Here is a 12,405-nt window from a genome sequence, read left to right as displayed (position 1 = left end):
AGGGAGCCCTATGACGCCACTCAGAATTGACACAGCTCAACTGTTCGAGATCGAGGGCAGTCAAGCGGTGCGGCTGCCCGAGGCGTACCGTCTGGAAGGCGATGAGGTGATTGTCAAGCGGGTTGGGGACGGCGTGCTCCTGCTGCCCCGCAACAATGGGTGGAAGAACCTGCTCTCCAGCCTGGAGAAGTTCGACGGCTTCGAGTTCGAGCAGGACCAGGGGGAGCAGCAGGAACACGACGGGGGCGATTTCTAGGAGTGCCGTATGACCGACGACCCACGAGACCGCATCCGCCGCATCCTCGCCGCCGAGGGCCAATTCGACGCTGACCCCACCTTTGACTACAAGCGGCAGCGTTGGCACAAGCAGGAGGAAGCTGGGGACTACGAGTTGGACGAGGAGGCAGTGGAGTGGGTACGGGAACGCGCCGCCCGCGCCAACCGTGAGGCGTTCCTGGCTGTGCTGGACAAGGCGCCCGACGTGCCCCCGCTCCCCGGCGACGAACTCCCGTGACGTTCCCGGCAGGCTTCAAGCGATCTTCTCGAACGTCACGCTGTGACCTGCCAGCCGCGCCGCGTACTCCAGACACGCCAGCACGTCCTCCCGCGTCAGCCGTGGGTAGGCGTCTAGTGGATAACCACAGACATAGCTAGGCCTAATTTTGGGACGGATATTGGCGGCTTAATTTCACTCGTGCCTTGTCTGTATTGAATTGCCAGCTCACCTTAACTGACCGAGCATTTCGATCCGCTTCCCAGGCTTTGACTTCATTGTTGAGTTCCTCAAAGGTTGCCAACCGTCTTCTCAAGCACTGTCGCTCCAAAACTGACCATTCCATTTCCGCCATGTTCAACCAGGAAGCGTGCTTCGGCGTGTAGACCCATTCAAACCGCCTCTTCAAGGCGTTTGCTTCGTCGGGCGGGAGGTGCTGGTACAACGAGGACGGCGTGTGCGTGGACAGTTGGTCCAGCACCAGGCGAATTGTCTTCGCCTCGGGGTAGCGCAAGTGGAGAGCCTGCATTTGTGCCACGAACTCCTCGCTGCTGCGACGTTCGGTCACGGTGACTGTCCGCTGCCCGGTCAAGGGTTCAAAAGCAATGAAGAGATTGGCCGTTCCACAACGCCTGTACTCGTAGTCCACCCGTGCCGGGTGTCCCGGCACGGGTGGAAGCGGTTCAGTGATGTGCGCCAACAATTGATAGGACTTCTCGTCGAAGCAGACCACGGGGTACAGTGGATCATACGGCTCAGCGTACGTGTCCAGCACCTCTTCCATGCGCCAGACGAAATCAGCGCCGACTTTGGCGATGCACCAACTCTGGACTTGCCAGGGCTTCAAGTCGTTTTTTTCAGTGTTCGCCGGATCGTCTCATCACTGATGCTTTCCACTACGCCCAGCGTCACCAAACGATCTGCAAGGAGTTGCATGGTCCACTTGGCTTGCCCATCTGGACCTCCTGAACAGGCTTCTGCAATCAGGATTGCTGTCTCCTTAGGACCCAGTTTTGACGGCGGTTTCGGACGAGCCTTCTCGTACAAGGCGGCTTGCAGCCCACCTTGGGTGTATTTCTTCCGAATGCTGGCGACCGTCAAATGACTGATGTCCAGCCGCTCGGCCACGTCATCATCCTTCAACTGTTGGTCAGCCAGAAGCAAGAGACGTGCGCGGGTCATGACCCGCGCACTGATCACGCCCTTTCGCGTCATGTCGGTAAGTTGACGACGCTCCTCATCGCTGAGCGTCACGACAAACTGCTTCCGCCGTCCCATACCCTCATCTTAGACCTTCTCTTGTCCGTGGTCGACCACTAGATCATCTTCCACGCTGTCCCCGGCGCTCAGGTGCCCCAGCACGGTTTGCACGCTGACCCGCGTTCCGGTGACGGTGGGCTTGCCGCCGTTCACCTCTGGGTCAATGCTGATGCGGCCATTCATACTGGAGAGTGTAGACCCCGGCAGCCCTGCGCTTCCCAACCCCCACCCCGCCGCCCCCACCTTCGACCCCAAGCGGCAGCGCCTGCAAAAGCAGAAAGAAACCGGGAAGCGGGTATTGAGTGGGAAACACTAAGTAAGTCCGGCAATAACTTGGCAGAACTTGTTAAATGATGTTGACTGCATGCACAAGTCTAAATTCATGGAAGCGGTAAAGGATGCACAGTCAACTGTCTCTGAGTAGGAAAAGCCTATCATTCTGTCACTAATCCACTCTTTTGCACCCCTGATCGCGTCTGGATTTTCGGGGGGAAATATGTCATCTGGTAAGCCTTTCTTGCCAGCTAATGAGGAGATGCTGTGTATAATCCAACTTTCGAATTCTCGAACAGCTAAAATAACTTCAACGTTCAGATGTGGAGCTGCTGCTTTAGCCCTGATATTAAGAGAGCTTTCCAATAGTAATGGGTCGTCGTCAGAATCTATTAGAACTATAATATTCCCGCTCCCACCTAGCTTGATGGACGCCGCGGTTACAGCTTTTTCAAGTTCGCCATCTCGCAAAAGCTTACTCCTCGGGATTCTGAATATGTTTTTATGATTCAAATTATGTACTACTGGAAAGCCCTTTTCAATGCAGACTCTTCTTATTAAGATCGGTAGTGATTCTACTTCTCCATGACCCTCGACCACAGCTACAATTGACATTTATGATAACTGCCCCATGCGTAGAAGCTCGCCAGGGTGATACAGCCCTCTTCTTATTATTTCTTTGGTATCTGAACTTATATTTGAAAATATTGTAAAGCCGTCTTTTGACAAATTTGTGAAAATTATATTCGTTTTATCTACATTTACATCTTCCAGTATATCTGCGCTGTGTGTAGTTATTACTATCTGCCTATCCTTGCTCGCCTCTATAATAGCATCCATCATTATATTTGCTGCTGCTGGATGAAGTCCGGTTTCTGGTTCCTCGATGCATATAAGCGAGAGCTTTGGTGCATCCAGCGAATCGTCTTGAAACATAGCAATCAACAACGCAAAGGCTCGGAGGGTTCCATCAGACATGCTGTCTGGATATAAATAATATCTATTGTTGGAGGTGGTGAAGTTGACTGCTTGCATTTTACCGAATTTCCTTCTAACAAAGCTACTTATGATTGGATTTATCTTAGTTAAATACCGAGTGACCCTCATCTTTCCTCTCCCAGAGTCCAATGCCCCAACTATCCCGGCTATGTTTTCTGCACCTTTTGATAGAAGTTGATTAGAATCGGGTAGTGCTAATGTTCTAATAGCGTCAACATTAGGTTAATACAGCCTCATGCCAGAAATAAAATCCTTTACTTTTGTATAAGCTTCTGAAGAGGCAGGTACTGCAAGAAGAAGGTTGTTACCAATATTTTTAGGTGCGATGCCGCCCTGAAAAGAATTAACAGTGCCGTCTACTGCTCTAAACTTTATTTTGGAATTAGCGGTTAGTACCTCCTCTACTATTTGATACTCTCTATATTTTGGTCTCTTAACCTTCAACTTATAGGAGTATTTAACTCCATCGTCCAACACAAAAAACAACTTTATAGAAAAATAGGATCCTAATCTCTGAGTGTTTCGTACTATGCTCTGCATGTCTCCACGAGAATTGATGGCAAAATCTAAACCATGTAATACAACATCTGACAAAAAAGTGATAGCATCCAACATGTTACTTTTACCAGAACCATTCATTCCAACAAAAACAGTTAAATCGGTGAGATTTATGGAGCCGCTACGTATACTTTTATAATTCGAGACGTACACTTTTGTCAAAGTACCAATCCTGCCCCTTTTACTTTGCAGCGGTATTATTCGTCCCTTACCAAATTGCTCCTCTATTTTCTTCATAGCAAGCTCTACAGCTTTATTTCGTTCCAAATCCCCAGATTCGGTCATAATGTGAGCATTATAGAGGAAGTAGAGCAGCTCTGTGGTTCCAGAACTGCCCTACGCATCCAAAATTCTAGTTAGAGTTCTAAACTGCCGCCCACTCCTCCACCGGCGGGCATGAGCACACGAAATTCCTGTCGCCGTACACGTTGTCCACCCGGTTCACGGCGGGCCAGTACTTCCAGGCTTTCTGCGCGGGCGTGGGGAAGGCGGCGGTCTCTCGGCTGTAGGCACGCTCCCACTCGGCGCTCACAAGGTCTTCCTGCGTGTGCGGCGCGTGCCTCAGCGGGCTGTCCTCGGCGCCCAGCAAGCCGTCCTCGACCTCCTGAATCTCGCGGCGGATGCCCAGCATGGCGGCGATAAAGCGGTCGAGTTCGGCCTTCGGCTCGCTCTCGGTCGGCTCGATCATCAGGGTGCCGGGGACGGGAAAGCTCATGGTGGGGGCGTGGAAGCCGTAGTCCATCAGGCGCTTGGCGATGTCCTCCTCGGTGATGCCCGTGGCGGCCTTCAGCGGGCGAATGTCTAGGATGCACTCGTGCGCCACCCGCCCGTTCATGCCCGTGTACAGGATCGGGTACGCGCCGCCCAACTTCTTCGCTATGTAGTTGGCGTTCAGCAGGGCGACCTGGGTAGCCTTCCTCAGCCCGGCAGGCCCCAGCAGCCGGATGTACAGGTACGAGATGGGCAGGATGCTCGCGCTGCCGTAGGGCGCGGCGCTGACGGCCCCGGTGCGGCTCTCGCCCACGGGGCGAACGTCGTGGTTCGGCAGGAACGGCGCGAGGTGCGCCTTGACCCCGATGGGCCCCATGCCCGGCCCGCCGCCGCCGTGGGGGATGGCGAAGGTCTTGTGCAGGTTGAGGTGCGACACGTCCGAGCCGATCAGCCCCGGCTTGGCGAGGCCCACCATCGCGTTCATGTTCGCCCCGTCCAGGTACACCTGCCCGCCGTGCGCGTGGATCAGCTCGCAGACTTCGGTGACGTGTTCCTCGTAGACGCCGTGCGTGCTGGGGTAGGTGATCATCAGGGCGCCCAGCCGCTCGCTGTGCTGTTCCGCCTTAGCCTTCAGGTCGTCCAGGTCGATGTTGCCGCTCGCGTCGGTCTTGACCACCACGACCTGCATCCCCAACATGGCGGCGCTGGCGGGGTTGGTGCCGTGCGCGGAGGCGGGGATCAGGCAGACGGTACGGTGCGCCTCGCCCCGGCTCTCGTGGTACTTGCGGATGGTCAGCAGCCCCGCGTACTCGCCCTGCGCGCCGCTGTTGGGCTGGAGGCTCACGGCGTCGTACCCGGTGATGTCGGCCAGCCACGCCTCCAGCTCGGCGAGCATCTGCGCGTAGCCTTCCGTCTGATCAGCGGGCGCGAAGGGATGCAGGCTGCCGAACTCAGGCCACGTCACCGGAATCATCTCCGCCGTGGCGTTCAGCTTCATCGTGCAGGAGCCCAGCGGGATCATGCCGTGGACGAGGCTGTAATCCTTGTTCTCCAACCCCTTGAGGTAGCGGAGCATGGCCGACTCGCTGTGGTGCGTGTTGAAGACCGGGTGCGTGAGGTAGGGGGAGGTGCGCTTGAGGTTGTCAGGAATGCCGTCGCCGCCCTTGTACTGGTAAGACGACAACACTTTGAACTCTTGCCCAGTCTGAGAGTTGAACCGAGTCCCGGCGATGACTTCGATTAGGTCTTCAACATCAGCGGGAGTAGTCGTCTCGTCAAGACTGACGCTGATTCGACCGCTATTCTCATAGCGGAGGTTGATGCCTTTAGCTTCGGCCCGCGCTCGGATAGCGGCAGCGTTCCCTTCAAAAGTGAGCGTGTCGAAGAAGGTGCCGTTGAGGGGAGCAATGTCCGACTCAACCAAGAACCGTTCGAGGATTCCCGTCAGCCGCTGCACCCGCTGGGCAATCATCCGAATCCCCTCTGGCCCGTGATACACGGCATAGGCAGCGGCCATGTTTGCCAGGAGTGCTTGCGCCGTGCAGATGTTAGAGGTCGCCTTCTCGCGGCGGATGTGCTGCTCGCGCGTCTGCATCGCCATCCGCAGGGTGGTCTTGCCACGAGCGTCCTTGCTGACGCCGATCACGCGGCCCGGCATGGACCGCTGGTACTCGCTGCGGCAGGCCAGGAACGCCGCGTGCGGCCCGCCGAAGCCCATCGGCACCCCGAAGCGCTGGGTGCTGCCGATCACGATGTCCGCCCCCTGCTCACCCGGCGGCTTGATCAGCGCGCAGGCCAGCAGGTCGGTCGCCACGATAAAGGCGCCCTGGACCGCATGAACTTTGTCGGCGATGGGGGAGAGGTCGCGCAGGTCGCCGTAGGTCCCCGGGTACTGCACGAGCGCCCCGAACGTTCCCTCCGGCAGGTCGTTCGCTGGGTCGCCTACCACGACCTCGTACCCGAAATACTCGGCGCGCGTCTGGATCACGTCGAGGGTCTGCGGGTGAACGTCATGCGCCACGAAGAAGACGTTGCCCTTGCTCTTGACCTGCCGCTTGGCGAGCGTCATCGCCTCGGCGGCGGCGGTGGCCTCGTCCAGCAGCGAGGCGTTGGAGACGGGCATCCCGGTCAGGTCCATCACGGTCTGCTGAAAGTTGAGCAGCATCTCCAGGCGGCCCTGCGAAATCTCGGCCTGGTAGGGCGTGTAGGCGGTGTACCAGCCGGGATTTTCCAAGATGTTGCGCTGCACGACTCCGGGCACGTTCGTTCCGTAGTACCCCATGCCGATGTACGAACGGAAGACTTTGTTCTTTGAAGCCACCGCCTTCAGATCGGCGAGGGCCTGCGCTTCCGTCACGGGGCCGCCCACGTTCAGCTCACCTTTGAAGCGGATGGACTCGGGCAGCGTCGTCTCAGTCAGTTCGTCAAGGCTGGAGACGCCCAATTCGGCCAGCATCTCGGCCTGTTCGGCGCCCGTGGGGCCGATGTGGCGGGAGGTGAAGTCGTCGGTTTGTAGGAGGTCGGTCAGGGGGCGCATGGGGGCTCCTTGGGGGCGGTAGGGCTGGTCACACGCCCCCTCACCCCGGCCCTCTCCCACCGGGGGAGAGGGAGAAAAAAGATGTTGTTGCTCCCCTCTCCCCCGGTGGGAGAGGGGTTGGGGGTGAGGGGGCGACCGCGCAAACGTTCCCGCCCTCTCCTCCCCCTTACTGCGCGCTTTCCGTGTACTCTTCGGCGCTCAGCAGGTCGTCGGCGGGTTCGGGGTTCTCGATGCGGAAGAGCCAGCCGTCCGCGTAAGGACCGCTGTTGACGAGTTCGGGGCTGCCGCTCAGGGCGTCGTTGACGGCGACGATGGTGCCGCTCGCCGGGGCATAGATGTCGGAGGCGGTCTTCACGCTCTCGACCACCGCGACCGCCTCGCCCGCCGTAACCTCGCGGCCCACCTCGGGCAGCTCGACGTACACCACGTCGCCCAGTTGGTCCTGCGCGAAGTCGGTGATGCCGACGGTGCCGTCGTCCTTGAGCCACTCGTGCGTCTTGGCGTATTTCAGTTCGGTGGGCGTCTGCATGGGGGGCATTGTCCTCGATTTGAGAGTCGGGTGTGTAGCAGGGATCGTAGATCGCGGGGGACTTCTTTTACGTTCTGAAGTCCACGTTCTAGGCGCGTCTGTAGAAGGGGAGTTCCATCCGCCGCGCCGCATGCGCTTTGCCACGCACCTCGACCTCGTAGGCGTCGGCGGTGCTGGCGTCTCCGCGCACGAGCGCCATCGCTATCGGGTGGCCGAGCGTCGGACTGCTCGTGCCGCTGGTGACGTGGCCGACACGCTCGCCTTTCAGCAGGACGGGATAGCCCTCGCGCACGGGCACCCGCTCCAGGGCGAGGCCGATCAGGCGGACGGGCGGCGCGAGGCTGATGTGCTCGCGGCCCAGGTGCGCCTTGTCCTTCACGACCCAGGAGTACGTGCTGGCAAGGGGGTGAATGTCGTCGGCGAACTCGTGGCCGTAGAGGGGAAAGCCCGCCTCCAGCCGCAGGGTGTCGCGCGCTCCCAGCCCCGCCGGGGTGAAGCCGACCGCGAGCAGCTTGTCCCAGACCGTCTCGGCCTCGCCCGCATCGGTGAAGATCTCGAAGCCGTCCTCGCCCGTGTACCCGGTGCGGGCGAGGAACACGTCGAAGCCGAAGAGCTTGGCGGGAAAAAAGGCGTTCTTCTTCCTGGCGGCCAGGTCCACGTCGATATGCGGCTGAAGCAGCGCCTCGGCCTGCGGCCCCTGCACCGCGAGCAGGCCCCAGCGGTCGCTCTCGTCGGTCAGCTCCACGTCGTAACCCGCCGTCTGGCTTTGCAGGTGCGCCCAGTCCTTGCCGACGTTGGAGGCGTTCACCACCATCAGGAATTCCTGCTCGCCGACCCGGTAGATGTAGATGTCGTCCACCAGCCCGCCCGAGTCGTTCGGCAGCCAGTTGTACTGGCCGCGCCCGGGCCGGAGCTTGCTCACGTCGTTCGTGGTGACATGTTGGAGGAAACGTTCGGCGTCTGGCCCCTGCACGCGGAACTCGCCCATGTGCGACACGTCGAATACACCCGCCCGGGTACGGACAGCGTCGTGCTCGGCCCTCACGCCCGCGTACTGCACGGGCATCTCCCACCCGCCGAAGGGAACCATGCGGGCGCCCGCGCGCAGGTGCGCGGCGTGCAGAGGTGTCCGCTTGAGCGGCGTCTCGGTGGCCTGGGTCACGCCTGAACTGTACTGGAAAATGAGGCTGTCGCGTCCGGCGAGGCTGGACATGGGGCGGGGTAAGCTGACCTATGGCCGAAGCTGCAAGTGCGCTCCTGCAAGGCTTTTCTCGGGTGTACTCCCCACCGTTGGAGCGCCGTGGCTAGCTCGCCGTCCTGCCTTCTCGGCCTCCTCCCACCGCCCGATCTCGCGGCCCGGGTCGAGGACTTTCGGGCCGGGTTGAAGGTGCGCGAGAGCACTCCACACGTCACCGTCAAGGCCCGCAGCGGCCTGAGCCCCGACCTCGCCTGGGTGGAGGCGGCGCGGAGGGCAGTGGCGGCTCACCCACCCGTTACGCTGAGCATCGGGGGCGCGCGGGCCTTCCGGAACGGCAGCGCCGTGTACCTCCAAGTCCACTCGCCGGACGCCGTGGCCCTGCATCTGCGTCTGCTTGGCGTCCTGCGCCCCGCTCAACGGTTCGGCTACGAGGGTCCGCACATGACGCCCCACCTTATGCTCGTGCTCGGACGGCGCGGAGTCGACGTGTCCGGTGTGCTGAAGGAAGCTCAGGCCGCGTTCGCCGACCTGGAGGGCACACCCATCACCTTCGCGGCGCGGAAGGTGTGGCTGATGCGTAAACCGGGTCCGGGTGGTCTCTACGTGCCGGTGGAGGCGTGGCCGCTCGCCTGAGGTCGCCTACCCCTGCGCGTGAAGGGCCCGCCACTCGCGGATGTATTTGGCTAGCCTCATAAGGACTTCAGGACTTTCTTGGGCCATACCCAGAGCTACATTGCACTGGCCGCACAAAACTCCTCTAACCTTACCGCTTGAGTGGCAGTGGTCTATTGCGTGGCCTGCATTCTTTTTGCTCGTAGGCCTATCACAGGTCAAGCACCGACCGTTTTGTGCCTCCCACATAGAATGGAATTGTTCTGGGGTAAGACCGTATTTTCTGCGCCTATGCCCATCTCGTTCTGAGGTGTTTCCAATCTTGACCCGACGAATCTTGTTGTAATCCACCTTGCAGGGCTTACAGTAGGAATACAGGCCATCTTTGGAGTAGGGTCCACGATCAAGTGAAAACTCAGAGTTCGTTTTGACGACTTTGCACCTACGACACAGTTTATGACCTTCCGATACGATGACGGCAGTGGTATGCTCTGACATGCAAGGCCTCCTTCTAAGGCGTTGCCATTGCCCCGGCAGGTAACGACTGCGCGGGGCTTCGACTGTCAAAGTATACTACTATTTATCGTCCTAGTGGCTCTTTTTCAATGACATCCATTCGCGAAACGTCACCGGGAACAGGGGCTCGGCCAGCTCCGCCATCGCCCGCGCGAAGAGGCGGGTTTCATATTGCGCCCCCTCGTGGTCCCGCAGTTCGAGGAAGTGCAGGAGGGAGCGGATATTGAAGGTGTAATACGATTCGGTATACAACGACAGAGGCAGCACTCCCCGCGCCTGCTCGCGGGTCACGCCCAGGCGCAACAACTCCTGGTAGGCCCCGAACGCATTTCTCCATGCCTCCGCCCAGATGCGAGACGCCGCTTCCTGATCGAGCGTGCCGTCGTCTTCGACAGAAGCCTGTCTGTTGCTGGGCGCCTGCTTGCGAAAGGCAGGAGGTGTGAAGTTGCGTTCCTGCAATTCCACATAACGGCCGGAAACCTCATTTTTTGAAACACCGACTCGGTGGCGCACGGCCTGCCTATCAACAAAAATAGGGCACACCACTTTAAATGTAATCAGGTTGTGCTCAAAAGGGCTGCCGTGATGGTGAGTCAGAAGGTATCGAATGAGTTTCTCGTCACGGGAGTTCAGAGGCGCGCCGTTGTCTCCACCGAAGCTGACCCTGGCTGCGTTGACGATCATCTTGTCGTCCCCCACGGATTGAACGAGGCTGACGCTGCCTATGCCGTCGCCGAGGGGGTAGAGCGTTGCCGGGGTGGAGGTGGAGACGGTCATCCCTGTCAGCTTAACGCTGGCCGCGAGGGACCGGATGGGAGCCGTTCGGGCGGCCGGCCTCAGCGGCGGCGGCGCCGTTCTTCCACCGGTGCCTGCTCGGGCCTGCGCCCGCCTTGCTGGCTCAGCAGCAGCAGGGAGAGGACGATCACGAGGGCGGCCAGCGGAAGGTCCATGCCGCAGTGTGCTTCCGGGCGGGTGACCCGGGCGTGACCGGGGAGGACACGCCAGGCGCTCAATCCGACTCCAAGTCCTCCGGGCTCAGCCCTGCCGCCTCCAGCGCCGCCAAGAACTGCTCGGGCGTGACGGGCAGGACACTCAGGCGCGTGCCCTTGCGGGTCAGCGGTGAATCCTGCCACTCGGGCAACGTGCGGAGCGTTTCGAGGGTCACGACCCCGGGGAAGGCGAGCACGGGTTCCACGTCCACCATGCTCCAGCGCGGGGCTTCGGGGGTGGATTTGGGATCGAAGTAAGGACCCCCCAGGCCGAATTGCAGGTCGTCCGGGTACGCCTCCCGGGCCACCCGCGCGACGCCCGCCACGCCGGTCGGTCTCGCCCCCGAGTGGTAGAAGAGGCAGAGGTCGCCCGCCCGCATCTCGCGCAGGAAGTTGCGTGCCTGGTAGTTGCGCACGCCGTTCCAGGGCTCGCGGCCCACCCGCACGAGGTCGTTGAAGCCGAAGACGGCGGGCTCGGACTTCAGGAGCCAGTGACGCATGGCGAGAAGGGTAACGCGCACCACCGGGCTTCCGTGCCTTCCCGCACCCTGTCCCGGGCGGGGGCGCTCTACCATGTCCGGGTGCGCCCCCTGCCCTGGCTTCCCGTGCTGCTGCTGCTCGCGCTGGCGGCCTACCTGCTGCCGGAACGCTTGAGCCTGCCGGGCTTCGGGTCCTCCGCGCCGCCCACCCCGCCCGCCGTCTCGCAGACGCTGCCGAACGCGCTGCCCCCGGAGACCCGCGAGCTGTTCGAGCGTTCGCGCCCGGCGACCGTGCAGGTCGAGGCGCTCGACCCTGGCACGAACGAGGCGGGGCTGGGCACGGGCTTTTTCATCTCGCAGGACGGACAGGTGCTCACGGCGTACCACGTCGTCTCCAACGGCCGCCTCTTTCAGATTCGGACGCTCTCGGGCCGGACCTACCGCGCCCGGCTGACCGCCTACGACGCGCAGGCGGACGTGGCCCTCTTGACGGTGCAGGGGCGCGGGCCCTTCCCGGTGCTCAACCTCGCCACCCGGCCGCCGCGCGTGGGGGAGACGGTGCTCGCCATCGGGAACAGCGGCGGGGACTTCCTGCAACCGCGCCGGGGGCAACTGCTGCGCCTCTCCGCCGAGGCGGGGCGGGCTGACTTCCCGCAGGGCACGCTGGAGATGACGGCTCCCCTGGCGCCCGGCGACAGCGGCGGCCCGATCATCGACGGGAACGGGCAGGCCATCGGGGTCGTGAGTTACGTGCGGGTGGACGAGACCGGTCGGACCCGCGCGAGCTACGCCGTGCCCGTCACCGAGGGCAACCGCTTGATCGAGGCGCTCAGAAGGGGCGAGCAGCGCGACGTGCCCGTCGTGGGGCTGGTTTTCGACCTCAACCACAGCGGGTTCGTGACTCCCGCCGGGGCGGTCGTGTCACGCGTCGCCCGGGGCAGTCCCGCCGCCGCCGCCGGGTTGCGCGGCTCCGAGCTCAACCGGGAGGGCAACCTCGCCGCGCTGGGCGACATCATCACCACCGTGAACGGCACGCGCACCCGCAACGCCGACGAGGTGATCACCGCCATCCGCCGCGCGCAGGTCGGAGACACGATCACCCTGGGGTATGTCCGCGACGGCGAGGCGAGGCAGACGAGCATCACCCTGGTCGCCAAGCGCAGCGTGCCCGACCTGCGCGAGTGAGCCTGAAGGTCGGCTAAGCTCGTCGGTGCCCTGCCGGGGGCCGGGGCCTCACGCGGCGCCCCTACGC

Annotated in this window: 15 protein-coding genes; 4 read left to right on the top strand and 11 right to left on the bottom strand. The window is 61.3% G+C overall.

The features are described from left to right. The first annotated feature begins 10 nt into the window (after positions 1-10). Both DAETH_RS14165 and DAETH_RS14160 read left to right on the top strand, forming a co-directional pair. Positions 11-256 (top strand): antitoxin, encoded by a 246-nt coding sequence (locus DAETH_RS14165; RefSeq protein ID WP_264775523.1) that lies wholly within the window; start codon positions 11-13, stop codon positions 254-256. 9 nt (positions 257-265) lie between these two features. Then, positions 266-514, top strand: coding sequence for a hypothetical protein (locus tag DAETH_RS14160; protein WP_264775522.1), 249 nt, complete (start codon positions 266-268; stop codon positions 512-514). Between the two features lie 142 nt (positions 515-656). Here DAETH_RS14160 and DAETH_RS14155 read toward each other — a convergent pair. The 8 genes from DAETH_RS14155 to gcvT all read right to left on the bottom strand — a co-directional run bounded on the left by DAETH_RS14155 (position 657) and on the right by gcvT (position 8,521). Then, positions 657-1,771, bottom strand: a protein-coding gene (locus DAETH_RS14155) for an IS630 family transposase (protein WP_264775521.1) whose coding sequence is annotated in 2 segments (ribosomal slippage) — positions 657-1,354 and positions 1,354-1,771 — 1,116 coding nt in all. Because the reading frame shifts where the segments join, the coding sequence is not laid out codon by codon here. A gap of 9 nt (positions 1,772-1,780) precedes the next feature. Beyond that, complete coding sequence (locus DAETH_RS14150) at positions 1,781-1,936, bottom strand: DUF433 domain-containing protein (RefSeq protein ID WP_264775520.1); 156 nt, start codon at positions 1,934-1,936, stop codon at positions 1,781-1,783. A gap of 129 nt (positions 1,937-2,065) precedes the next feature. After that, positions 2,066-2,641: a DUF4276 family protein gene (locus DAETH_RS14145; protein WP_264775519.1), complete on the bottom strand. Its 576-nt coding sequence runs from the start codon at positions 2,639-2,641 to the stop codon at positions 2,066-2,068. Continuing rightward, a complete protein-coding gene (locus tag DAETH_RS14140) occupies positions 2,642-3,133 on the bottom strand; it encodes an AAA family ATPase (RefSeq protein WP_264775518.1) in 492 nt (163 codons plus the stop codon). Positions 3,134-3,247: 114 nt separating this feature from the next. Then, the gene (locus DAETH_RS14135; protein ID WP_264775517.1) at positions 3,248-3,868 is read right to left on the bottom strand and encodes an AAA family ATPase; all 621 of its coding nucleotides are present in this window, start codon (positions 3,866-3,868) and stop codon (positions 3,248-3,250) included. A 79-nt stretch (positions 3,869-3,947) separates the two neighbouring features. After that, positions 3,948-6,830 carry an aminomethyl-transferring glycine dehydrogenase gene (gcvP, locus tag DAETH_RS14130; protein ID WP_264775516.1) on the bottom strand — a complete coding sequence of 961 codons (2,883 nt, stop codon included), beginning with the start codon at positions 6,828-6,830 and terminating at the stop codon, positions 3,948-3,950. Between the two features lie 166 nt (positions 6,831-6,996). Then, the gene (gene gcvH, locus DAETH_RS14125; RefSeq protein WP_264775515.1) at positions 6,997-7,359 is read right to left on the bottom strand and encodes a glycine cleavage system protein GcvH; all 363 of its coding nucleotides are present in this window, start codon (positions 7,357-7,359) and stop codon (positions 6,997-6,999) included. Positions 7,360-7,447: 88 nt separating this feature from the next. Next, on the bottom strand, positions 7,448-8,521 hold the full coding sequence (gene gcvT, locus DAETH_RS14120; RefSeq protein WP_264775514.1) for a glycine cleavage system aminomethyltransferase GcvT: 1,074 nt from the start codon (positions 8,519-8,521) through the stop codon (positions 7,448-7,450). 138 nt (positions 8,522-8,659) lie between these two features. Here gcvT and DAETH_RS14115 point away from each other — a divergent pair, with 138 nt between their 5' ends. Continuing rightward, on the top strand, positions 8,660-9,190 hold the full coding sequence (locus DAETH_RS14115; RefSeq protein ID WP_264775513.1) for a 2'-5' RNA ligase family protein: 531 nt from the start codon (positions 8,660-8,662) through the stop codon (positions 9,188-9,190). 6 nt (positions 9,191-9,196) lie between these two features. Here the strand turns inward: DAETH_RS14115 and DAETH_RS24665 are convergent, their stop codons facing one another. The 3 genes from DAETH_RS24665 to DAETH_RS14105 all read right to left on the bottom strand — a co-directional run bounded on the left by DAETH_RS24665 (position 9,197) and on the right by DAETH_RS14105 (position 11,174). Next, positions 9,197-9,667, bottom strand: coding sequence for an endonuclease VII domain-containing protein (locus tag DAETH_RS24665; RefSeq protein ID WP_406585083.1), 471 nt, complete (start codon positions 9,665-9,667; stop codon positions 9,197-9,199). A 90-nt stretch (positions 9,668-9,757) separates the two neighbouring features. Next, positions 9,758-10,462 carry an FAD-dependent thymidylate synthase gene (thyX, locus tag DAETH_RS14110; protein ID WP_264775512.1) on the bottom strand — a complete coding sequence of 235 codons (705 nt, stop codon included), beginning with the start codon at positions 10,460-10,462 and terminating at the stop codon, positions 9,758-9,760. A 232-nt stretch (positions 10,463-10,694) separates the two neighbouring features. Beyond that, a complete protein-coding gene (locus tag DAETH_RS14105; protein WP_264775511.1) occupies positions 10,695-11,174 on the bottom strand; it encodes an EVE domain-containing protein in 480 nt (159 codons plus the stop codon). A gap of 81 nt (positions 11,175-11,255) precedes the next feature. Between DAETH_RS14105 and DAETH_RS14100 the strand changes: the two genes are divergently transcribed. Next, positions 11,256-12,338, top strand: coding sequence for a S1C family serine protease (locus tag DAETH_RS14100; RefSeq protein ID WP_264775510.1), 1,083 nt, complete (start codon positions 11,256-11,258; stop codon positions 12,336-12,338). The last annotated feature ends 67 nt before the right edge of the window (positions 12,339-12,405 follow it).

Origin of the sequence: Deinococcus aetherius (genome assembly GCF_025997855.1) — a bacterium.
GTDB lineage: Bacteria > Deinococcota > Deinococci > Deinococcales > Deinococcaceae > Deinococcus > Deinococcus aetherius.
Note: the sequence above shows the minus strand (reverse complement) of the source record. Positions and strands in the feature narration are given on the sequence as shown.

What these genes read in the sequence shown, in the direction of transcription:
- DAETH_RS14165 (WP_264775523.1), top strand. Translation starts at nt 11, where the DNA reads ATGACGCCACTCAGAATTGACACAGCTCAACTGTTCGAGATCGAGGGC.
- DAETH_RS14160 (WP_264775522.1), top strand. Translation starts at nt 266, where the DNA reads ATGACCGACGACCCACGAGACCGCATCCGCCGCATCCTCGCCGCCGAG.
- DAETH_RS14150 (WP_264775520.1), bottom strand. Translation starts at nt 1,936, where the DNA reads ATGAATGGCCGCATCAGCATTGACCCAGAGGTGAACGGCGGCAAGCCC.
- DAETH_RS14145 (WP_264775519.1), bottom strand. Translation starts at nt 2,641, where the DNA reads ATGTCAATTGTAGCTGTGGTCGAGGGTCATGGAGAAGTAGAATCACTA.
- DAETH_RS14140 (WP_264775518.1), bottom strand. Translation starts at nt 3,133, where the DNA reads ATGAGGGTCACTCGGTATTTAACTAAGATAAATCCAATCATAAGTAGC.
- DAETH_RS14135 (WP_264775517.1), bottom strand. Translation starts at nt 3,868, where the DNA reads ATGACCGAATCTGGGGATTTGGAACGAAATAAAGCTGTAGAGCTTGCT.
- gcvP (WP_264775516.1), bottom strand. Translation starts at nt 6,830, where the DNA reads ATGCGCCCCCTGACCGACCTCCTACAAACCGACGACTTCACCTCCCGC.
- gcvH (WP_264775515.1), bottom strand. Translation starts at nt 7,359, where the DNA reads ATGCAGACGCCCACCGAACTGAAATACGCCAAGACGCACGAGTGGCTC.
- DAETH_RS24665 (WP_406585083.1), bottom strand. Translation starts at nt 9,667, where the DNA reads ATGTCAGAGCATACCACTGCCGTCATCGTATCGGAAGGTCATAAACTG.
- thyX (WP_264775512.1), bottom strand. Translation starts at nt 10,462, where the DNA reads ATGACCGTCTCCACCTCCACCCCGGCAACGCTCTACCCCCTCGGCGAC.
- DAETH_RS14105 (WP_264775511.1), bottom strand. Translation starts at nt 11,174, where the DNA reads ATGCGTCACTGGCTCCTGAAGTCCGAGCCCGCCGTCTTCGGCTTCAAC.